Here is a 21,425-nt window from a genome sequence, read left to right as displayed (position 1 = left end):
CCTTTGCACAACGAAAAAACCGCAAAGAAACTGTATTTTAGCCAAAATTTAACCCTATGTTTTTTTTATACAATTGCATTGTTCAAATCGCTGGATTGCTTTTAAAAATCGTTGCGCTCTTTAGTCCAAAAATAGCACTTTTTGTAAAGGGTAGGAAACTTGTTTTTAAGACTTTAGAAGAAAAAATACAACCCAACGACAAAACTATCTGGTTTCACGCCGCATCCCTAGGCGAATACGAACAAGGACTTCCTGTCATTGAAAAAATAAAAGAAAAATTCCCTTTTCATAAAATTATAGTCTCTTTTTTTTCTCCTTCAGGTTACGAGGTGCGAAAAAACAATACTGTGGCTGATTGCACGATTTACTTACCATTGGATACACAAAAAAATGCCAAACAATTCATTGAATTAGCTCATCCCGAACTGGTTTTCTTTATCAAATATGAATATTGGCCAAACTACTTAAACGAACTAAAAAAACGAAACATTAAAACCTATTTGATTTCTGGCATTCTACGAGAAAACCAAGCTTTTTTTAAATGGTACGGCGGTTTTTACAGAAAAGCACTAAACGCTTTTGATTTCTTTTTTGTGCAAAACGAATCTTCGAAACAACTCTTGCAAAGCCTTGGTCACCAAAATGTTTTGGTTTCTGGCGATACGCGTTTTGACCGTGTGAGCACCATTTTAGAAAAAGACAACACCCTTGATTTTATAGCCGAATTCAAGAACAACAAAACCACTATTGTTGTAGGTAGCTCTTGGCCTAAAGATGAAGAAATTATCGCTCAATACATTAACGAATGTAGCAACGAAAATGTAAAATTCATCATTGCTCCGCACAATATTAAAGAAGAACAAATTGCAAAATTAAGAGCTCAAATTACCAAACCGACGGTCTTATTTTCTGAAAAAGAAAATCAATCCCTATCCAACCAACGCGTTTTTATTATTGACACCGTTGGGATTTTAACTAAAATCTACAGTTATGCCGACATTGCTTACGTAGGTGGTGGTTTTGGAAATTCTGGTGTGCATAACATTTTAGAACCGGCCACTTTTGGAATTCCAATCGTAATTGGACCAAATTATTCCCATTTTGCAGAAGCAATTGCGTTAGTAAAAGCAAAAGGTTGCATTTCTATCAAAAATAAGTTAGAACTTTCGTCACTATTTAACGAATTGTTAATTAATACCCATATTCAAAAAGAAAAAGGCGAAATTTGCAAAACCTTTATCCAAAGCAACAAAGGAGCGACAAAAATTATACTAAAACACATCCAATGACACAATTTAAACCATTAGAAAAAAAAGATATTGACACCATCTCTTCTTTAATGGCTGATTTTTATGCTATTGATCATTATCCTTTTAATCCTGAAGTTACCCAAAACTTATTTGAAGAATTTATCGAGAACAAAAATCTGGGACAAGGCTGGCTAATGCTTCAAGACAACGAGGTAGCCGGATACTTGATTCTTACGTTTGTTTTTAGCTTTGAATACCAAGGCATGATCGCTTTTTTAGATGAATTGTATGTTCTCCCCAAAGCTCAAGGCAAAGGAATAGGCAAAGAAGCAGTAGCTTTTGCCCAAGCCCATTGCAAAGCATCGGGAATACGACTTATTTACTTAGAAGTAGAAAATCACAATGTACCTGCACAGCAATTATATCAAAAAAATGGTTTCATCAATCATCCACGAAAATTGATGCAATACAAATTATAACTTCAATACCTTTTTTAAACACAATTACTCTTATGAAATTCTTAAAACTATTCTTATTCCTTTTTGTATTCCAAACACAAGCCCAACAAGGCGGTATGTGGATCCCTTCTCTCCTGGAAGGAATGAACGAAAAAGAAATGAAAAGTCTGGGTATGAAAATGACTGCCAAAGACATTTATGACACCAACAAATCCAGCTTAAAAGACGCTGTTCCGCAATTTAACGGAGGCTGTACTTCGGAAGTTATTTCACCAAAAGGACTTTTGCTAACCAATCACCATTGTGGTTACGGACAAATTCAATCGCACTCTAGCACCGAGCACGATTACTTAGCCGATGGTTTTTGGGCATACAAAATGGAGGACGAACTCCCAAATAAAGATTTAGTGGTGACTTTTATTGTCAAAATAGAAGATGTGACTAAACAAGTATTAGAAGGAGTAAATACGTTATCAAATGAAGCCGATAAGCAAAAGAAAATTCAAGAAAACATTAGCGCTTTAAGCAATTCATTTCCCAAAGAAGCTTGGCAAGAAAACAAAATCCGAACGTTCTATGACGGCAATCAATACTTACTTTTTGTTACCGAAACCTTCAAAGATGTTCGTTTAGTTGGTGCACCACCCACTTCGATTGGGAAATTTGGTTCGGATACTGATAACTGGGTTTGGCCACGTCATACTGGAGATTTTTCACTTTTCAGAATTTATGCTGACAAAAACAATCGCCCTGCCGCTTATTCAAAAGAAAATGTTCCTTATACTCCAAAACACTTTTTGCCTGTTTCTTTAGACGGTATTGCCGAAGATGATTTTACTTTGGTTTTTGGATATCCTGGAAAAACCAATGAATACCTACCTTCAGTTGCCATCAATCAAATTGCAAACGAATTAAATCCTGCAAAAATTGAAATCAGAGAACAAGCACTTAAAGTAGCTGATGGTTTTATGAGAAAAGATAATGCTATCAAAATTCAATATGCTTCAAAATATGCTGGAACGGCAAACTATTGGAAAAAATGGCAAGGAGAAACTTTGGGCATCAAGAAATCAAATGCAATTGCCGTAAAAAAAGAAGCCGAAAAGAAGTTTCAAGAAAAAGTTAGCAAAGCCAATAAAGAAAAAGAATACGGTAGTCTTTTAAGTGACTTCGAAAAAAACTACGCTGCAATTGCACCTTACGCTTTAGCCAGAGAATATTTTAATGAAACCGTTTTAAGAAACACAGAACTCCTTACTGTAGCTTATAAATTCTATCAATTGGAACAACTCTACAACAGCAAAGGAGAACAAGCTTTTACCGACAGAAAAAACAATCTTTATAGCGGACTAGGTGCCTTTTACAAAGATTTTAGCGCTAAAGTTGACGAAAAAGTATTCGAGCAACTTATTGCATTATACGCTACAAAAGTACCCAAGCAATTCTTACCGAATACACTCAACAATATTGATATTAACCAACTAACAAAATCCATTTATTCTAGTTCTAAACTAACCACCGATTCTGGTTCAAAAGAACTGCTAACGGGCGATACTAAAACGGTAATCGAAAATATTAACCGAGATCCCGCTTTTGTATTGGTAAAAAGTATGGCCGATATGTATCTAAAAGAAGTAAATCCTACTTACGAAGCTTTAAATTTGAAAATAACGGAATTGCAACGCCATTATATGAAAGCGCAACTGGAACTGAGCGAAAATTCAAGAATTTTTCCAGACGCTAATAGTACTTTGAGGGTGACTTATGGAAAAGTAAAAGGATACGAACCAAAGGACGGCGTATATTATAGCCCAATTACTTATCTAGATGGGGTCATGGAAAAATACATCCCTGGCGACTACGAATTTGATGTTTCTCCAAAATTGATTGACTTGTACAAAAACAAAGATTTTGGAAATTATTCCATAAATGGGAAAATGCCTGTATGCTTTATTGGCACCAATCATACCACTGGTGGAAATTCTGGAAGTCCAGCACTAGATGCCAAAGGAAATTTAATTGGATTAAACTTTGATCGCGTTTGGGAAGGCACTATGAGTGATATTTATTACGACCCTAGCATTTGTCGAAATATCATGGTAGATATTCGCTATGTGCTTTTTATAATCGACAAATATGCGGGAGCCAAAAATTTGATAGAAGAATTACAATTGGTCCATCCTAAAAAAAACCAAAAAGGGAAACGTTAGTAACTAAAAGCTACTATTTTAACACACCCCCCAAATTGGCATACTATTTGATATTTAACCCATCGTGAGCATAGAATATAATTTAAAAAAAATACAAAAAAATATATTGCGTATTAATTTTTTTATATCTTTGCCACGAATTAATAATTAACCTTTATAATAAAATTAAGATGAAAAAAGTATTTTTAAGTTTAGCTGCTGTTGCTGTATTAACTGTTGTATCTTGTAAAAAAGCTGACGCTGCTGCTGAAGGAGCTGAAGCTACTGCTGACACTGCTGCTGTAGCTGTTGATTCTGCTGCAACTCCAGCTGTTGATTCTGCTGCAACTGTAGTTGATTCTGCTGCTGCTCCAGCTACTGAAGCTCCAGCTACTGAAGCTCCAGCTAAAAAGTAATTTTTAAATTACAGAAAAAAATCAAGCCATCCATGTGATGGCTTTTTTTATGCCCAAAAACAAAAAGCTCAAGAATCATCTTGAGCTTTTGTTTATTTAGCACTACATCATAAAATCAATCTGGAAAAACAAAGGTGTTTTCAGAAAAATCTAAAATCTCAGCCAACGCCGCATACTTTTTTATCTCCTCAATTCCCTTTATCAATCGCAACTCCGTAGTATACTTCCTGCTGGTCGCCAAATGACGCTCACCCAACAAAAGCTTGAAAAAATATTGCCCCTTGGCAGATTTTACTTTTACAAAAACAGCCGTATCAATAGACGCCTTCAACAATGCAATGTCTTCTTCACCCTCAAACTTCAACTCATAGCTTTGACTGGTAAAAATCACCTTTCCTTTACGCGAAGTAAAAACAAACTTATAAGTATCATTAAACCGTTTACTAATCACAAAAGCACCCATACAATAATTTATACGTTAAAGATTTTAGAGTCAAATTACTCCATCCCCATCAGGCCGATGTTAGGATTTATCATAAATAAAAAAAGCTCCAAACATAGTTTGAAGCTTTCTTGTACTCAGAGCGGGACTTGAACCCGCACGAACATTGCTGTTCACTGGATTTTAAGTCCAGCGTGTCTACCAATTTCACCATCCGAGCATTATGTGGTGTTTGAGCGAAAAACGGGGCTCGAACCCGCGACCTCGACCTTGGCAAGGTCGCGCTCTACCAACTGAGCTATTTTCGCGTTTCATATTCTCAAAAGAACCGCAGTACTTGTTTCGTATTGCGGTGGCAAATTTAGCACAAATATTCAATAAAACAAGCCTTTTTCAGAAAAAAAATTCAATAAAAATATAACTTTCTGATAACCTATTCTTTATACTGCAATTATTTTCGACTCAACATTCGTTTTATCTCGTTTAGCTTCATCAAAGCCTCCATTGGCGTTATCGAATTAATGTCTAATTGTAAAATTTCTTCTTTAATCTCCTCCAACAAGGGGTCATCTAAGTTAAAAAAACTCATTTGCATCTCATCTTTTGCAGTCTTTAACCCATTTAACGCATCACCTGAATGGTCTTTTTCTAATTTCTTTAATATTTTCTGCGCTTTCAAAATCACCAACTGTGGCATTCCAGCCATTTTGGCTACGTGAATCCCAAAACTATGAGCAGAGCCTCCTTTTATTAATTTTCGAATAAAAAGCACGTTATCTTTTAATTCTTTTACAGCGACATTATAATTTTGTATACGAACTAATGATTCACTCATTTCATTCAATTCGTGATAATGCGTAGCAAAAAGGGTTTTGGGTTGCGATGGATGTTCGTGCAAAAACTCAGCAATTGCCCACGCAATAGAAATTCCATCATAGGTACTTGTCCCACGACCAATTTCATCTAACAGTACCAAACTTCTGTCTGAAATATTATTCAAAATAGAAGCCGTCTCGTTCATTTCGACCATAAAAGTAGATTCACCCATCGAAATATTATCTGAAGCTCCTACCCTAGTAAAGATTTTATCCACAATACCCATTCTAACGCTATCTGCTGGAACAAAACTTCCCATTTGAGCCAAGAGCACAATCAGAGCAGTTTGTCTCAAAATAGCCGACTTACCCGACATATTTGGCCCAGTAATCATAATCAACTGTTGTGTGTCTCTGTCTAGGAAAACATCATTGGCGATGTAAGGCACACCAACAGGCAATTGTTTTTCAATTACTGGATGACGACCGTTTTTGATATCCAATTCAAAGGTTTCATCCAATTCAGGACAAACATATTGGTTTTCTATAGCCAATTGTGTAAACGAACACAAACAATCCAATTGAGCCACCAAATTGGCATTCATTTGTACTGGCTTGATATACGTTGAAATCCATTGCACTAATTGTTCAAAAATCTCACCTTCAATTTTATGGATTTTCTCCTCGGCACCTAAAATTTTGGTTTCGTATTCTTTTAGCTCTTCGGTAATATAACGTTCCGCATTCACTAAAGTTTGCTTACGAATCCATTCGCTTGGCACTTTATCTTTATGCGTATTTCGAACTTCGATATAATACCCAAAAACATTATTAAAAGAAATTTTCAAAGAAGAAATCCCTGTACGCTCCGATTCACGTTTCTCAATTCCTTCTAAAAATTCTTTCCCAGAAGTAGAAATAGCGCGCAACTCATCCAATTCTGAATGTACACCAACCGCAATCGCATTCCCTTTGGCAATAGCTACTGGCGCATCTTGATTTAAGGTGGTTTTTATTTTTTCACGAAGTAAATCGCAACTGTGTAAACTATCACCAATTACTTTTACAGCTTCTTGCGGACTTTGCAAGGCTATCGTTTTAATTGGCAGAATAGCATCTAAAGATTCTTTCAAATACACCACTTCACGAGGCGACACTTTGCCTGCTGCTATTTTTGAAATCAAACGTTCCAAATCAGAAATCTGTTTGATTTGATATTGTATTTGTTTTAAAACTTCTTGGTTTTCTTTCAAATAAGCTACAACTTGATGACGACTCTGAATTTTGGCTGCATCTTTCAAAGGCAAAGCCAACCAACGCTTCAATAATCGTCCGCCCATAGGCGAAAGTGTTCGATCAATTACATCTAGCAAGGTCACAGCATTAGGATTATAACTATGGTATAACTCTAGATTTCGAATGGTAAAACGATCCATCCAAACATAAGCATCTTCTGCAATGCGCTGTATGGCCGTAATATGCTGCACTCTATTGTGCTGTGTTTCGGACAAATAATACAAAATAGCGCCCGAAGCCACGATTCCTTCTTTCAATTCTTCGACACCAAAACCTTTTAAAGAAGTGGTTTGAAAATGCTTCGTTAAGCTTTCAAACGCATAATCCTCTTTGTAAATCCAATCTTCTAGATAAAAACTATGGTAATCGTCTCCAAATGTTTCTCGGAACGTATTTTTGTTGTTTTTTGGCACTAAGACCTCACTAGGATTGAAATTTTGCAACAACTTATCGATATATTCTGCATTTCCTTGTGCGGTTAGAAATTCTCCAGTAGAAACATCTAAAAATGAAATCCCAATATTTTTATTGGTAAAATATACCGAAGCCAAAAAATTATTGGTTTTGGATTGCAACACCTCATCGTTCATAGAAACCCCAGGAGTCACCAATTCGGTCACGCCACGTTTTACAATCGTTTTGGTCATTTTGGGATCTTCTAGCTGATCACAAATAGCTACACGAAGTCCAGCTTTAACTAACTTGGGCAAATACGTATTGATAGAATGATGAGGAAAACCCGCTAGCGCGGTCTCAGTATCGGATCCTGCACCTCGCTTAGTTAAAGTAATTCCGAGTATTTTGGATGCACGAATCGCATCTTCGCCAAACGTTTCATAAAAATCACCTACTCGAAACAACAAACAAGCATCAGGATACTTTCTTTTTATTTCGTTATATTGCTTCATCAATGGCGTTTCTTTCACGCCTTTTTCTTTTGCTGCCAAATTAGTGGGAATTAAATTCTGTAAATATGACAGCGAATTTATAGATTTTAAAGCAATAATGAAGGGTTCAAAAATTAAAATTTTAAGTCAATTTTAAGCGCTGATTTGTATTTTTTGCATAGATTTGCGTATACTAAAATTTAAATCTTATGAAAAAAATACTTACCCTACTTTTCGTTTTGAGCTTAGGAATAACTACAGCTACAGCACAAGAGACTTCAAAAAAAGCTAAAAAAGCAAAAGCAACTGTTGCCAAAGTTGAAGGAGCTGGAATGGTATTCGTTAATGAAACTATTGATTACGGAACAATTGCACGTAATTCTGACGGAAAACGTGAATTTGTTTTCACCAACAACGGAAATGCACCATTAATCATTACCAATGCTCAAGGATCTTGTGGTTGCACAGTACCAAGTAGTCCTAAAGAACCAATTATGCCAGGCGCAAAAGGTGTTATTGGTGTAAAATATGCTACGGATAGAGTGGGTGCTTTTACTAAAACCGTTACTATTACTTCAAATGCAGCTGGTCAACCAACCAAGACTTTGACAGTCAAAGGAAACGTTTTACCTGACGAAGTAAAAAGCTAAAAAACATAAATAGTACACAAAAAGCTTCCTTCCATTAGGAGGCTTTTTTTATTAAATCGACATTGCAATGAGAAAATTGGAGAATAGCGAACTCGAAAGAAAATCTGTTGAAGGATTCAAACAATCTAAAAAAACACCTCTACTTCTGGTTCTTGATGATGTGAGAAGTCTTCACAATATTGGATCTGTATTTAGAACGGCTGATGCTTTTTTGGTAGAAAAAATTATACTCTGTGGCATTACAGCGACACCTCCCAACAAAGAAATCCACAAAACCGCTTTGGGCGCTACAGAAACAGTAGCTTGGGAACATTATGAAAATGTTTTGGATGCCATAACTGCTCTAAAAAAAGACAATGTTATTACTTTAGCGATTGAACAAGTGGAAAGCGCTGTTTTTCTTCAAAATTTCAAAGTTGATCCTTCAAAAAAATATGCATTAGTTTTTGGTAATGAAGTACACGGAGTCGCTCAAGAAGCTGTAGCCCTTTGTGATGGTTGTATAGAAATTCCTCAATTAGGAACCAAACATTCTTTAAATATTTCGGTAAGTGCAGGAATAGTGGTTTGGGATTTATTCAAACAATTTAACTATTGATTTCTTTATTGTTTGATTCCTTACATTAGATAAAATTAGGTGCTAAATTCTTTCTTTTGATTAGTAAACAATTGAATTTAATCATATTTTTATAGAATGAAATGCTCCTTACTACTACCTTTATTTTTTATCTTTTGTTTATTTCAATTTGGGTTTGCACACTCTACAATTCCTTCAACTGAAAAGAAACAAAAAACAACTGTAGCCAAACTAGCCTGCATCAAAAAAACAGTGGCTAATATTGCTCCAACGATTACCGCAACAGGAAACCAAGCCTATTGCCCTCTTTCTAATATTAGCATTGTAACCAATATTAGTATTACAGATCCAGATGACACCAGCACTGAGGCTATTTACATTCAGATATCCTCAGGCTATAATTTAGGGCAAGATGTGCTTTTTTTAAGTAATGTGTCTGCACATCCTGCAATTAAAAGTAGTTGGAATGCTGCTGAAGGAAAACTAACACTGAATAGTCCAACAGGAGTTGCTGTAAGTTACACGGATTTTGTTAACGCCATCAAGGATGTTCAATTCAACAACTCATCTGCAACTGCAACTGGCAGTAGAAGTTTTTCAATTAGTATTGGTCAAGCCAATTATTTGCCAAGAAATGGACATTATTATGAATACGTTCCTACTATTGGAATTACTTGGACAAGCGCTAAAGCGGCGGCTGAACTTCGCACTTATTACGGACTCAAAGGCTATCTTGCCACACTTACCGCCGCTGACGAAGCACAATTGGCTGGAAAACAAGCCCCAGGAGCGGGCTGGATTGGTGGAAGTGATACAGAAACAGAAGGCATTTGGAAATGGGTTACTGGTCCAGAAGCCGGAACAATTTTCTGGAATGGAAACGCCAATGGAAGCACGCCTAATTTTGCTTTTTGGAACACTAGCGAACCAAATCAATCCGGTGATGAAGATTACGCTCACATTACCGCACCAGGAATAGGAATAGCGGGTTCGTGGAATGATTTGTCCAATACTGGCGCCTCTAGTGGCGATTACCAACCCAAAGGATTTATTGTGGAATATGGCGGCATGCCAGGCGATCCTGTTTTACAACTTTCAGCCAGTACTTCGATTACTATTCCATCAATTCTAAGTACAACACCTGCTACAAAATGTGATTCTGGCAGCTTAACCTTACAGGCTACTGCTTCTATCGGCACCATCAATTGGTACGACCAAAGCTTCGGCGGAAATCTAATTGGTAGTGGTTCTAGTTTTATCACTCCAATTATAAACGCTACTACCACTTATTATGTAGGGATAACTTCTGGAGGATGCACTACTAATAGAACAGCCGTTGTTGCTACCATCAATTTAATTCCAACCATAACAGCTACCAATTCTCCTGTGAGCAATTGCGGACCATCTGTAGTAACTTTAAAAGCTACAGCCTCTTCGGGTACAGTTAATTGGTATGCAGACGCTACGAGTACAACTACATTAGGAACAGGAACTACCTACGTTACTCCGTTTTTGAATGCGAATACTACTTTCTATGCCGAGGCCGTCAATTCGAATTGTAGCAACGGAACTAGAGTTCCTGTAGAAGTGAAGATTTATCCGCTTCCGGCTGTTACCGATGAAGAAAAAGTTATTTGCCAGTCAAATCCTGTAACTCTTGATGCTGGCTTGAGCGGAATGTCTTATTTGTGGTCAACGGGAGCAACGACTTCAACTATACAAGTGAATGATGTTGGCAATTTTTATGTAGACCTTACTAGCCCAGCACCTGAGAATTGCACGAGTAGAAAAAACTTTACAGTGATTCGCCAAATTGTACCTGAAATAAAAGCAGTAACGGTAAAAGAAACAACAGTAACCATAGAAGTAACGAATACAGCTCCTTATTTTGAATATTCTCTTGACAACATTAGTTATCAAAGTTCAAATATCTTTACGAATGCACCTGCTGGAATTCAGACGGCTTATGTAAGAGATACTAGCTTTTGTAACCAGGACCAAGAACAATTTATCGTTATAGCTCCACCAAAATTTTTCACCCCAAATAATGATGGTTTCAATGATGTTTGGTATGTAAAAGATTTTGAGGTTTACCCAAAGGCGACCATTTCTATTTTTGACCAGTACGGAAAACTAATTAGCCAATTATCATCAGCTAATTTGTCTTGGGGTGGCACTTTAAACAAGAACCCTCTGCCTTCGACCGATTATTGGTATGTACTGAAACTAGATGATTCTGGGATTGAAAAAAGAGGTCATTTTTCTTTGAAAAGATAATACTCTTTTGATGCTCTTACTTTGAAGCCAAATGCTAGCTTTTAGCCCCGATTGTAGTGGCATCCTTTGTCTTTTTTCTTTAAAAGGCAAAGATATAACGGAGAGCGGGACTTTGCATCCAAAAAAGCCCAAATCATTCCGCTTCTACTATTCCAGATTATTGCATTTCTATTTTCACCACATAGCCTTCATAGCTTCGAACATTAAAAACGGTTCCGTCGGCAAATAACAAATATTGGCCTTTCACTCCAATGAGTTGCCCTTGATAAAAAGGCGTTTTATCTAAATTCAAGCTATTCACTTTGGAAGGATAAGCGGCTACTGGATAATGCATCGTAATAACTTCATTTTTTTCTAAACTAAAATATTCGCGAACTTCATCTGGAAGCCAAGCTTGAGCTTTTGCCCTTTCTTGAACCAAATCTACGGCGTCATAAGTATTGGTCAGCATTTTTCGCCAGTTGGTTTTGTCTGCAAAATGATTTTTTAGCGCGACCTCTGTAATTCCTGCTAAATATCGATTGGGAACCTCCACGATGACGATGGCTTCTTCAGCACCTTGGTCAATCCAGCGGGTGGGCATTTGGGTTTTGCGCGTGACACCCACTTTGACTTCACTTGACAAAGCCAAATAAACGATATGAGGTTGTAACTGCACCTTTTGTTCGTAAGCCAAATCTCTGTCTTCTATTCCTAAATGTGCGGTACTTAATTCGGGTTTCATAATCCAATCGCCTACTGCTGGACTGGAATAAAAACAGTCGTAACAAAATCCTTGTCTGAAAATTTTTTTCTTTTTTCCGCAATTCAAACATTGATACCCTTGAAACTGAATACTAATTTCTTTATTCAAAAGTTGGTTCATGTTTAAAAAACTGGATTCAAAAACCAAATAATATTGAATAGGATTTCCTATTTCGGTTGGCATTTTAGAGAGTACTCCTTCGTATATCATTTGGGACGGTTGATTTAGATTAAAATTTCACTTCTGAAAGTCCTATTTAGGTGTCAGAATATTTAAAAAAACAAATGAAGTATTTTTATAAAAAACACTATTTTTGGGATTACCGCAAAGTTAGTATTTGAATCGATATTTTCAAATCTAATTACTGCGATCTAATTTCTAAAACAATATATTTTCATGCCTTTATCCATTATCAACTCCATCGCTTCTTGGTTTTTAAAGCAACGCATCCATCAAATTGAATTGTTTTTAAAATACCCCAACGAAGTTCAAGAAGAACTGCTAATGAATTTGCTCCGCTCTTCTGAAAACACATTGTTGGGAAAGCAATATGAGTATAGTTCCATAAAATCGTATGCCCAATTTGCGGCACGTATTCCGATTTCGAGTTATGAGGATTTGGAACCAATGATAGAAAGAACACGTCAAGGCGAGCAAAATGTGCTATGGGAAACTCCCATAAAATGGTTTGCTAAATCAAGCGGAACGACTAATGCTAAAAGTAAATTTATCCCAGTCAGCAATGAAGCTTTAGAAGATTGCCACTACAAAGGCAGTAAAGATTTGCTTTGTTTGTACCTCAACAACAATGAGGATTCAGAGATGTTTTTAGGTAAAAGTCTTCGCTTGGGCGGGAGTTCTCAAATTTATGAAAACAACAATACTTTCTTTGGCGATTTATCAGCGATTTTGATAGAAAACATGCCAATTTGGGCTGAATTTAGCAGTACTCCAAGTAGCAAAATTTCCTTGATGAGCGAATGGGAATCTAAAATGAATGCCATCATCAAAGAAACTGTTAATGAAAATGTAACCAGTTTTGCAGGTGTTCCTTCGTGGATGTTGGTTTTGATGAATAAAATATTAGAAGAGACTGGAAAAAGCAATTTGGTAGAATTGTGGCCCAATCTAGAAGTGTATTTTCATGGTGGCGTAAGTTTTGATCCGTATCGCGAACAATACCATAAGATTTTGCCTAAAAACAATTTCAAGTATTACGAAATATACAATGCTTCCGAAGGTTTTTTTGCTATTCAAGACTTAAACTATTCAAGCGATTTGTTGTTGATGTTAGATTATGGTATTTTTTATGAATTTATTCCGATGGATTCTTACGGCTCTCCCAACCAAAAAGTAGTGCGTTTGGCCGATGTGGAATTATTTAAAAATTATGCCATGGTCATTACTACCAATGGTGGTTTATGGCGTTATTTGATTGGCGACACAGTTCGTTTTACTTCGCTAAGCCCCTACCGAATAAGAGTAACTGGAAGAACCAGGCATCATATTAATGTTTTTGGCGAAGAGTTAATGGTCGAAAATACGGATCAAGCCTTGGCCAAAGCATGCAAAGCGACTCAAGCTGAAATTGTAGATTATACGGTGGCACCTATTTTTATGGAAGGCAAGCAAAAAGGAGCACACGAATGGATGATTGAATTTAAAACTCCGCCACAAGACTTGACGTATTTTCACCAAGTGTTAGACAATACGTTGCAATCTTTAAATTCTGATTACGAAGCCAAACGCTACAACAACATGACCTTAAACCCTTTGGTCATTAATGTGGCTAGAGAAAATCTATTTTATGATTGGCTCAAACAACGCAATAAAGTGGGCGGACAAAACAAAATTCCGAGACTATCTAACCAACGAGACTATTTGGAGCAATTGAAGGAATTACAAAATTAATACGTGTACCAAAATGCCTAATTTCATTAAAAAAATTAGGCATTTGATTTAAGTACAATAAACATCAATTATTCTTTTATTCCTCCTTAACTTCATCAAAATTCACCATCCAATTTACCCCAAACTTATCAGTACACATTCCAAAATACGCGCCCCAAAAAGTATCGGTCATAGGCATCGATATTACACCATTTTCAGATAAACCATTAAAAAACCTATCGGCTTCTTCACGACTCAAGGCATTGATAGACACCGACATATTTTGCCCAAAAGTAACTGCACCCGAAGCACTATTACTATCGCTTCCCATTAAAACCGAATGAGCGCCTATAGGTAAAGAAATGTGCATAATTTTGTTACTGTCTTCCTCAGACAAAGAAGGATTTCCATCACTTTCAGGCATTTCTCCGTACCTGCCCACATAAGGAAACTCGCCACCAAAAACAGATTGGTATAACAAAAAAGCTTCTTCACAATTGCCATTAAAAATTAAATAAGGATTGATTGCTGTCATAATTATATCCTATTTAGTTTCTGAAAGTTGTTTTACAATGGCTAAACCTTTTGGAAAAGCATCTTCAAAATACTGCTGATACTGCGTTAAACAATCCATTGTTGTTTCAAGTACAACCCCATTAGGTATTGTTGTTAATCGATACGTTTCCATAGCCCCTGTCCATACTTGAGTCGCTTCATCTATAGGCATTTCCTGAAAGTTTTTCAATTCTCCTAAATGCTTAAAAGCCATATACTCATATTCTTGTTTTGTTTGGATAAGGCTATTCATTCCTTCGCCAGTGGGAGATAGAAAATGAATTTTACTTCCCTCCTCCCAATCACTAACAGTATAAGTTCCTTCACAAAATGCGGACGTCCATTGTCTGTAAGTAGCATCATCCCATAAAACAGCCCAAATTTTTTCTTTTGTAGCTTGTATCAAAATTGAAAAATGTAATATTTCCATTGTTTTATCATTTACCCTAACCGATTGACAACAATAAAGTTACCTTTTTAAATTAACTCCCTATTAAAAAAACATAACTTTTACTTTGATTTTTTTACAATAGATAGTAATTTCGACCCCTCTCGGGATGTAGCGCAGCCTGGTAGCGTACTAGCATGGGGTGCTAGGGGTCGCTGGTTCGAATCCAGTCATCCCGACTTCTTTAAACCAAAAATCCCATTTACACTTGGTAAATGGGATTTTTTTTTATAAAGCGACTATTCTTGCATCATATCGATGTGTCGGTCATGATAACCTAATAAATACAAGACACCATCCAATCCTAAACTCGAAATGGAAGTAGAAGCACTTTCTTTTACTTTTGGTTTAGCGTGAAAAGCTATTCCTAGTCCAGCTAAATTCAACATGGGTAAATCATTGGCACCATCACCAACGGCTATGGTTTGGTTGATATGAATGCCTTCTTTTTCAGCAATTGCCTTTAAGTATTCGGCTTTCTTTTGACCATCTACGATTTCTCCTAAATAATTGCCCGTTAACTTTCCGTCTTTTATCTCTAATTGATTGGCATACACATAATCGATACCCAATTCTTTTTGTAAATATTCGCCAAAATAAGTAAACCCTCCTGATAGAATAGCTGTTTTATAGCCATAATACTTCAAGGCTTTCATCAATCGGTGGGCTCCTTTAGTAATTGGAAGATTGATAGCTACATTTTGCAACACTTCTTCGCTCAAGCCTTCTAAAAGCGCCATTCGTTTTTTGAAACTTTCACTAAAATCAATTTCGCCATTCATAGCCGACTCGGTAATCGCTCTAACTTCTTCCCCTACTCCAGCCAACTCAGCCAATTCATCGATTACTTCGGTTTGGATTAGCGTTGAATCCATATCAAAACAAACCAAGCGACGGTTACGACGGTACATATTATCCTCTTGAAAAGAAATATCTACATTCAAATCGCGGGACACGTCCATAAAACTTGCGGTCATTCCGGTTTTATCTAATAAACTTCCAGTAACGGATAACTGAATACAAGAACGGGGATATTCTTCTTTTTCGACCACAGAGGCTCTTCCCGTCAATCGTATGATTGAATCAATATTTAGTTTGTTATTGGATAAAATTTGAGTTACTGCGGATAATTGAACCGCAGTCAGTTCTTCTCCCAAAACATTGATGATATAGCGTTGTTTCCGTTGGCCTTTCACCCAATTTTCATAATCTTCAATAGTAACAGGAGTAAATTTAACTTTGATTCCAAGCTCATATCCTTTAAATAATAGATCTTTCAAAACCGGACCTGAATTCGACCCCTTCTCAATTTCGAATAGAATTCCTAAAGACAACGTATCATGAATATCAGCTTGACCAATATCCAAAATAGTCGCGTCATAATTAGCCAAAATAGATGTTAGGCCAGCGGTTACTCCTATTTTGTCCTGACCTGAAACTTTTAATAAGATTATTTCTTTATTTCCTATTGCCATTTTATGAACGATTTAATGAGTCCCAAAAATCGGGATTCTTATGTTGAAAAGAAAGGACTTTCGTGTTTTTATCAAAAGTGAAAATAATGTTTTAAACCACGACTTTTAATCATCAATTTCGAAAAAATAAATACCATTTTAGCTATAATCTTTAACGAATAAAGCTCAAAAACAATTGTTTTTGAGCTTTATTTTCCTTTTCATTGCGCTTGAAATTACTTAAGAAGCTATCTCCAAACGTTTCAATAAATTTTTATTTAAAGTTTCTTGCGCATAGTCTTTATCGATTGCTAATACCTTATCATCTGAACTTGGTAATTCATACATGGCATCCGTCAAAACAGCTTCGCATAAAGAACGTAAACCACGAGCTCCTAATTTGTATTCTAAAGCTTTATCCACAATAAAATCCAAAGCTTCATCTGTAATGCTAAAAGCTACTTCATCCATCAAAAACAATTTCTGATACTGCTTGATTAAAGCATTTTTAGGCTGTGTCAAAATCGCTCTCAAAGTAGCTCTATCCAAAGGATCCATGTGTGTTAACACCGGTAAACGTCCAATGATTTCAGGAATCAAACCAAAATCCTTAATGTCTTTTGGAATAATGTACTGCAATAAATTGTCTTTGTCGATATTATCCTCATTTTTAGAAGTTGAATAACCAACCGCTTGGCGATTCAAACGTTTAGAAATTATACGTTCCACACCATCAAAGGCACCACCAGCAATAAACAAAATGTTTTGAGTATTTACTTCAACAAATTTTTGGTCTGGGTGCTTACGTCCTCCTTTTGGCGGCACATTTACCACGGTTCCTTCTAGCAATTTCAATAAAGCTTGTTGCACTCCTTCGCCAGAAACGTCACGAGTGATAGAAGGGTTATCGCTTTTACGAGCAATTTTATCTATTTCGTCAATAAATACAATTCCTCGCTCTGCTTTGGCTACATCATAATCTGCCGCTTGCAACAAACGAGTCAAGATACTCTCCACATCTTCTCCAACATAACCAGCTTCTGTCAAAACCGTAGCATCAACAATCGCCAAGGGAACATCTAGCATTTTGGCAATACTCTTGGCTACCAATGTTTTTCCGGTACCGGTTTGGCCCACCATGATGATGTTACTTTTTTCGATTTCTACTTCGTCGTCTAATTGCTGTTGCATCAAACGCTTGTAGTGGTTGTACACCGCTACAGACATCACTTTTTTGGTTTGCTCTTGACCAATAACGTATTGGTCCAAAAACGCTCTAATTTCTTTTGGTTTTTTCAAAATCAAATCACCCACTAACTTAGAGTTACCGTTTGATTTTAATTCTTCGAGAACAATTCCATGTGCTTGCTCGATACATTTGTCACAAATATGTGCATCTATACCCGCAATCAATAGATTTGTTTCTGATTTTTTCCTTCCGCAGAAAGAACATTGTAACTGTTGTTTTGCCATCTTTTGAGGTTAGAAGTCAGAGGTTAGAAGTTAGAAGTTAGTTGATACTTCTAATTTCTAATTTCTAACTTTATTTTATCTTCTTAAAACTTCATCTATCATTCCGTATTCTTTGGCTTCATCAGAAATCATCCAATAATCGCGCTCGCTATCAGCATATACTTTATCAAAAGTCTGCCCTGAATGATGTGAAATGATTCTATACAATTCGTCTTTTAATTTCAACATCTCGCGTAAGTTGATTTCCATATCTGAAGCTACACCTTGTGCGCCTCCAGAAGGTTGGTGAATCATCACACGTGAATGCGGCAAAGCAGAACGTTTTCCGGCAGCACCTGCGCATAACAAAACCGCTCCCATAGAAGCAGCCATACCTGTGCAAATAGTCGCTACATCTGGTTTGATGTATTGCATCGTGTCATAAATTCCTAATCCTGCATATACGCTTCCGCCTGGTGAATTCAAGTAAATCTGAATGTCTTTAGATGCATCGGCACTTTCTAAGAACAGTAACTGTGCTTGAACAATATTGGCAATTTGGTCATCGATACCCGTGCCTAAAAAAATGATTCTATCCATCATTAATCTCGAAAAAACATCCAATTGAGATACATTCAATTGACGTTCTTCAATAATGTATGGAGTCATATTCGTTGGATTCATTGCCGCAACGATTTTATCGTAATACATGGCATTTACTCCTTGGTGCTTTGTAGCAAATTTTTTAAATTCTTTACCGTAGTTCATTTTTATTTAGTTTAAAGTTTAAAAGTTTAAAAGTTCAAGGTACAATCTATAAATCCTTATTTTTAAACAAAAGAGCGTCAAAGAAAAATTCTTTTGACGCTCAAATATAACTATTTTTTATGGTTTCGGTTTTCTAATGAAATCATAAAGTTTAGCTCTCTATTTCAGAAATCAAACTTCTATTTCTAACCCTAACTATAATTTATTCTCCGTATGAAGCAGCGATAAATTCTTCGTAAGTAACTTCTTTAGTTGTTGGATTTGCTTTTTCTTTGAACAGCTCCAATAATTTAACCGCAACTACTTGCTCTGAAAGTCTTTTTACTTCTTCTTGGTTAGACAATACTCTAGCTACAATTCCTTGAACCTCTTCGTCTGTAGGATTTGTTTGTCCGAATTGTGCCATTTGTTGTTTGATGGCATTGGTAGTAAACGTTTTCAAATCCTCAAAAGTAATTTGAATATTACTTTGTGCCATCGCTTTTCCTTCGATCAATTGAAAACGCAATCCTTTTTCAGAACGTGCATATTCTACTTCAGCTTCTTCTGGAGTTAATTTTTTTTCTCCAACAGTTTGCAACCATTTTTTCAAGAATTCAGCTGGTAAATCAAATTTAGTATTGTCAATCAAGAAGTTTTGAACATCAGCCAATAATTTTTGATCTGCTTGTTGAGCGAATTGCGCCTCAGCATCTTCTTTGATTTTTGCTTTCAATTCTTCTAATGTAGCAACATTTCCTTCACCAAACAATTTATCGAACAATTCTTGGTTCAATTCAGCTGGCTCAGAAGCGTTGATTGCTTCGATTGTAAAATCAACATCAACCGCTAAGTCGTGTACATTATCGTGTCCTACTTTTAGGTAGTCCATCAATTGGTGGTCGTCTTCAAATAAACCTTTAGTGTTTACAGTCACAACATCACCTACTTTTTTACCAATAAATAAATCTTGAGTCGCTTTGTCTTTGAAAGTATCTAATGCAATTGTTGTTGGATTGTTGATTCCGTTGGCTTCGCTAGAGAAAATTCCAGTTAAGTCACATCCTTCTGCAACTACTTCTTGAGGAATTGCTTTTCCGAATTGTTTTTGGATACGCGCAACTTGACCGTCAATTAACTTATCATCAGCAATCACTGTGTATTTTACGATGTCGTTTTTAGCTTCTAAATCCAATTCGAAATTAGGTACTAAACCAATTTCGAACTCAAAAGTTAATTCTTCCGCAGACCAATCTCTATTTTTTTCTTCTTTTGCAAGAGGCGTTCCTAACAAGTTCAATCTTTCAGACTGAATGTAACGCTCCAAAGCTAAATCAATTACTTTTTTAACTTCTTCTATTTTGATTGCTTTTCCGTATTGTTTTTCAACCAAATCTTTTGGCACTGCACCTTTTCTAAACCCTTTTACTTGCGCCAAAGGCATTTTTTCATTGATTCTTTTGGCTACTTGACCTTTGTAATCCATGTGTACCACATTCATCACAATTGTTTCAGTCACAGCATCTATAGCTACTCTTTTGATATCCATCGTCTTCTTTAATTTACGTAATAAAATTGGGTGGCAAAATTATAAAATTTTCAACTGGCAAACAAGCTTTTTATTTCCAACCTTTTGAATTGAAAAACAAGCGCTTATTTTCTTTAAACTTATGTTATAATTCATTCAAAATTAGGTCAAAATCAAGAATTAGAATTAAATTTACCTTTTAAACAGAAAAAATCATGAACAAACAACTCATCGTTATTACTGGAGCAAGCTCGGGTTTTGGATTAGAAATGGCTAAAGAATTCTCAAAAAGCGGCTATCCCCTTTTACTTTTGGCCAGATGATTAGAAAAAATGGAAGCGCTCAATCTACCCAATACGCTATGTAGAAAAGTGGACATTACAGATAAAAATGCTTTTGAAAACGCCATTAGAGAAGCAGAAGCAGTATACGGGAAAACAGACTTATTGATAAACAATGCTGGAAAAATGCTTCTTGGCGACCTTGCTACTCAAGATCCAGCAGAATGGAAATCGATGTTGGACATTAATGTTACTGGCGTTATGAATGGAATGCAAATTGTTATGAATGACATGAAAGCAAGACAATGTGGGACCATCATTAATGTTTCTTCTATAGCAGGACTTCAACCTTTTGGGAATCATGCGGCTTATTGCGCATCAAAATACGCCGTTAGAGGACTTACACAAACCGCCAGAATGGAGATGAGTCCACACAATGTCCGCGTTATCGTAGTTGAACCTGGCGCGGTGACTACCGAACTTCTTGGGCATACCACAGACCAAAATATTATTGATGGATATAACCAATGGAAAGAAACTGTGGGTGCGTTAAATATTAACGCCAAAGACATAGCTACTACGATCAAATTCGCCTACGAATTACCACAAGGTGTCCTTTTACGTGAAATTATTATTACGGATACCAAGCAAGACGCTTAACTCAAACGGAACTTGTTTTTAACTAGCGTTCATGATTTTATCCGAAAAGTCATGAACGCTAGTTTTTTTTTATTTAATACAATCATCATTTTCGCAATTGAGAGTTACACTATTCATCGAAAAGCACTCAAGCATAGGTTTGATTGACAACTTTTTGTGAATAAATAGGCTATTTGTTGCTCAATAGCCCCGGCAGGAGTCTACCGTCTGGACACAAATATTTTTATGTTAAAATGGCACGCAGATTAGGCAGATTATCGCCGATTTTTGGTTGTATATTAAAAATATTATTTATAAACTTAATGTTTTTTCAACACATTTTTTCAAAAGACAACAAATGTATTGGTTTAAATCCGTTCAATCTGTGTCATCTGTGGTCTATCAAAAGATGTGTCCAGACGGTAGGCT

19 protein-coding genes and 3 tRNA genes are annotated in these 21,425 nt (G+C 36.3%); 11 read left to right on the top strand and 11 right to left on the bottom strand.

The features are described 5' to 3' along the window. Positions 1–56: 56 nt before the first annotated feature. The 4 genes from O9307_RS09825 to O9307_RS09810 all read left to right on the top strand — a co-directional run bounded on the left by O9307_RS09825 (position 57) and on the right by O9307_RS09810 (position 4,313). Positions 57–1,289: a glycosyltransferase N-terminal domain-containing protein gene (locus O9307_RS09825; RefSeq protein WP_298298421.1), complete on the top strand. Its 1,233-nt coding sequence runs from the start codon at positions 57–59 to the stop codon at positions 1,287–1,289. Then, positions 1,286–1,729: a GNAT family N-acetyltransferase gene (locus O9307_RS09820; RefSeq protein WP_298298418.1), complete on the top strand. Its 444-nt coding sequence runs from the start codon at positions 1,286–1,288 to the stop codon at positions 1,727–1,729. Before O9307_RS09825 ends, O9307_RS09820 begins: the two co-directional genes overlap by 4 nt. A gap of 32 nt (positions 1,730–1,761) precedes the next feature. After that, a complete protein-coding gene (locus O9307_RS09815) occupies positions 1,762–3,918 on the top strand; it encodes a S46 family peptidase (protein WP_298298415.1) in 2,157 nt (718 codons plus the stop codon). A 170-nt stretch (positions 3,919–4,088) separates the two neighbouring features. Then, entirely contained in the window at positions 4,089–4,313 is a 225-nt protein-coding gene (locus O9307_RS09810) for a hypothetical protein (protein ID WP_298298412.1), read from the top strand. Positions 4,314–4,428: 115 nt separating this feature from the next. Here O9307_RS09810 and O9307_RS09805 read toward each other — a convergent pair whose 3' ends face one another. The 4 genes from O9307_RS09805 to mutS form a co-directional block, all read right to left on the bottom strand. Continuing rightward, complete coding sequence (locus O9307_RS09805; RefSeq protein WP_298298409.1) at positions 4,429–4,776, bottom strand: DUF1508 domain-containing protein; 348 nt, start codon at positions 4,774–4,776, stop codon at positions 4,429–4,431. Between the two features lie 113 nt (positions 4,777–4,889). After that, a tRNA-Leu gene (locus tag O9307_RS09800) sits at positions 4,890–4,975 on the bottom strand. A 15-nt stretch (positions 4,976–4,990) separates the two neighbouring features. Next, positions 4,991–5,063 (bottom strand) — tRNA-Gly (locus O9307_RS09795). 143 nt (positions 5,064–5,206) lie between these two features. Then, positions 5,207–7,813 (bottom strand): DNA mismatch repair protein MutS, encoded by a 2,607-nt coding sequence (mutS, locus tag O9307_RS09790; protein ID WP_298298406.1) that lies wholly within the window; start codon positions 7,811–7,813, stop codon positions 5,207–5,209. A 149-nt stretch (positions 7,814–7,962) separates the two neighbouring features. Between mutS and O9307_RS09785 the strand changes: the two genes are divergently transcribed. From O9307_RS09785 to O9307_RS09775, 3 genes are all read left to right on the top strand, one after another. Next, a complete protein-coding gene (locus tag O9307_RS09785) occupies positions 7,963–8,403 on the top strand; it encodes a DUF1573 domain-containing protein (RefSeq protein WP_298298403.1) in 441 nt (146 codons plus the stop codon). A gap of 67 nt (positions 8,404–8,470) precedes the next feature. Further along, a complete protein-coding gene (locus tag O9307_RS09780; RefSeq protein ID WP_298298400.1) occupies positions 8,471–9,001 on the top strand; it encodes an RNA methyltransferase in 531 nt (176 codons plus the stop codon). A gap of 96 nt (positions 9,002–9,097) precedes the next feature. Beyond that, the gene (locus tag O9307_RS09775) at positions 9,098–11,257 is read left to right on the top strand and encodes a T9SS type B sorting domain-containing protein (protein ID WP_298298397.1); all 2,160 of its coding nucleotides are present in this window, start codon (positions 9,098–9,100) and stop codon (positions 11,255–11,257) included. A 157-nt stretch (positions 11,258–11,414) separates the two neighbouring features. Here O9307_RS09775 and O9307_RS09770 read toward each other — a convergent pair whose 3' ends face one another. Further along, positions 11,415–12,212 (bottom strand): DUF2797 domain-containing protein, encoded by a 798-nt coding sequence (locus O9307_RS09770; RefSeq protein ID WP_298298393.1) that lies wholly within the window; start codon positions 12,210–12,212, stop codon positions 11,415–11,417. Positions 12,213–12,398: 186 nt separating this feature from the next. Between O9307_RS09770 and O9307_RS09765 the strand changes: the two genes are divergently transcribed. Next, complete coding sequence (locus tag O9307_RS09765) at positions 12,399–13,913, top strand: GH3 auxin-responsive promoter family protein (protein ID WP_298298390.1); 1,515 nt, start codon at positions 12,399–12,401, stop codon at positions 13,911–13,913. 76 nt (positions 13,914–13,989) lie between these two features. On the opposite strand, the gene O9307_RS09760 is transcribed toward O9307_RS09765, so the two are convergent. Continuing rightward, on the bottom strand, positions 13,990–14,427 hold the full coding sequence (locus tag O9307_RS09760; protein ID WP_298298387.1) for a VOC family protein: 438 nt from the start codon (positions 14,425–14,427) through the stop codon (positions 13,990–13,992). Between the two features lie 9 nt (positions 14,428–14,436). Beyond that, positions 14,437–14,877, bottom strand: a complete 441-nt coding sequence (locus O9307_RS09755; RefSeq protein ID WP_298298384.1) for an SRPBCC domain-containing protein — start codon at positions 14,875–14,877, stop codon at positions 14,437–14,439. A 123-nt stretch (positions 14,878–15,000) separates the two neighbouring features. Here O9307_RS09755 and O9307_RS09750 point away from each other — a divergent pair. Then, a tRNA-Pro gene (locus tag O9307_RS09750) sits at positions 15,001–15,074 on the top strand. Between the two features lie 60 nt (positions 15,075–15,134). Here the strand turns inward: O9307_RS09750 and serB are convergent. The 4 genes from serB to O9307_RS09730 form a co-directional block, all read right to left on the bottom strand. Next, complete coding sequence (gene serB / locus O9307_RS09745) at positions 15,135–16,370, bottom strand: phosphoserine phosphatase SerB (RefSeq protein ID WP_298298381.1); 1,236 nt, start codon at positions 16,368–16,370, stop codon at positions 15,135–15,137. A 219-nt stretch (positions 16,371–16,589) separates the two neighbouring features. Next, positions 16,590–17,822 carry an ATP-dependent Clp protease ATP-binding subunit ClpX gene (gene clpX, locus O9307_RS09740; RefSeq protein ID WP_298298378.1) on the bottom strand — a complete coding sequence of 411 codons (1,233 nt, stop codon included), beginning with the start codon at positions 17,820–17,822 and terminating at the stop codon, positions 16,590–16,592. A gap of 75 nt (positions 17,823–17,897) precedes the next feature. After that, positions 17,898–18,569 (bottom strand): ATP-dependent Clp endopeptidase proteolytic subunit ClpP, encoded by a 672-nt coding sequence (gene clpP / locus O9307_RS09735; protein ID WP_298298375.1) that lies wholly within the window; start codon positions 18,567–18,569, stop codon positions 17,898–17,900. A gap of 202 nt (positions 18,570–18,771) precedes the next feature. Beyond that, the gene (locus tag O9307_RS09730; RefSeq protein WP_298298372.1) at positions 18,772–20,097 is read right to left on the bottom strand and encodes a trigger factor; all 1,326 of its coding nucleotides are present in this window, start codon (positions 20,095–20,097) and stop codon (positions 18,772–18,774) included. A gap of 194 nt (positions 20,098–20,291) precedes the next feature. Here O9307_RS09730 and O9307_RS09725 point away from each other — a divergent pair, with 194 nt between their 5' ends. Next, on the top strand, positions 20,292–20,399 hold the full coding sequence (locus O9307_RS09725; protein ID WP_298298370.1) for an SDR family NAD(P)-dependent oxidoreductase: 108 nt from the start codon (positions 20,292–20,294) through the stop codon (positions 20,397–20,399). Positions 20,400–20,408: 9 nt separating this feature from the next. After that, on the top strand, positions 20,409–21,017 hold the full coding sequence (locus O9307_RS09720) for an SDR family oxidoreductase (protein WP_298298366.1): 609 nt from the start codon (positions 20,409–20,411) through the stop codon (positions 21,015–21,017). Positions 21,018–21,425: the final 408 nt, after the last annotated feature.

It is taken from the genome of Flavobacterium sp., from assembly GCF_027531905.1.
Taxonomy (GTDB): Bacteria; Bacteroidota; Bacteroidia; order Flavobacteriales; family Flavobacteriaceae; genus Flavobacterium.
The sequence above is the reverse complement of the archived record's forward strand: the minus strand, read 5'-3'. Positions and strand labels throughout refer to the sequence as shown.

Coding starts and splice junctions, on each gene's coding strand:
- O9307_RS09825 (WP_298298421.1), top strand. CDS start 57: ATGTTTTTTTTATACAATTGCATTGTTCAAATCGCTGGATTGCTTTTA.
- O9307_RS09820 (WP_298298418.1), top strand. CDS start 1,286: ATGACACAATTTAAACCATTAGAAAAAAAAGATATTGACACCATCTCT.
- O9307_RS09815 (WP_298298415.1), top strand. CDS start 1,762: ATGAAATTCTTAAAACTATTCTTATTCCTTTTTGTATTCCAAACACAA.
- O9307_RS09810 (WP_298298412.1), top strand. CDS start 4,089: ATGAAAAAAGTATTTTTAAGTTTAGCTGCTGTTGCTGTATTAACTGTT.
- O9307_RS09805 (WP_298298409.1), bottom strand. CDS start 4,776: ATGGGTGCTTTTGTGATTAGTAAACGGTTTAATGATACTTATAAGTTT.
- O9307_RS09785 (WP_298298403.1), top strand. CDS start 7,963: ATGAAAAAAATACTTACCCTACTTTTCGTTTTGAGCTTAGGAATAACT.
- O9307_RS09780 (WP_298298400.1), top strand. CDS start 8,471: ATGAGAAAATTGGAGAATAGCGAACTCGAAAGAAAATCTGTTGAAGGA.
- O9307_RS09775 (WP_298298397.1), top strand. CDS start 9,098: ATGAAATGCTCCTTACTACTACCTTTATTTTTTATCTTTTGTTTATTT.
- O9307_RS09770 (WP_298298393.1), bottom strand. CDS start 12,212: ATGATATACGAAGGAGTACTCTCTAAAATGCCAACCGAAATAGGAAAT.
- O9307_RS09765 (WP_298298390.1), top strand. CDS start 12,399: ATGCCTTTATCCATTATCAACTCCATCGCTTCTTGGTTTTTAAAGCAA.
- O9307_RS09760 (WP_298298387.1), bottom strand. CDS start 14,427: ATGACAGCAATCAATCCTTATTTAATTTTTAATGGCAATTGTGAAGAA.
- O9307_RS09755 (WP_298298384.1), bottom strand. CDS start 14,877: ATGGAAATATTACATTTTTCAATTTTGATACAAGCTACAAAAGAAAAA.
- serB (WP_298298381.1), bottom strand. CDS start 16,370: ATGGCAATAGGAAATAAAGAAATAATCTTATTAAAAGTTTCAGGTCAG.
- clpX (WP_298298378.1), bottom strand. CDS start 17,822: ATGGCAAAACAACAGTTACAATGTTCTTTCTGCGGAAGGAAAAAATCA.
- clpP (WP_298298375.1), bottom strand. CDS start 18,569: ATGAACTACGGTAAAGAATTTAAAAAATTTGCTACAAAGCACCAAGGA.
- O9307_RS09730 (WP_298298372.1), bottom strand. CDS start 20,097: ATGGATATCAAAAGAGTAGCTATAGATGCTGTGACTGAAACAATTGTG.
- O9307_RS09725 (WP_298298370.1), top strand. CDS start 20,292: ATGAACAAACAACTCATCGTTATTACTGGAGCAAGCTCGGGTTTTGGA.
- O9307_RS09720 (WP_298298366.1), top strand. CDS start 20,409: ATGGAAGCGCTCAATCTACCCAATACGCTATGTAGAAAAGTGGACATT.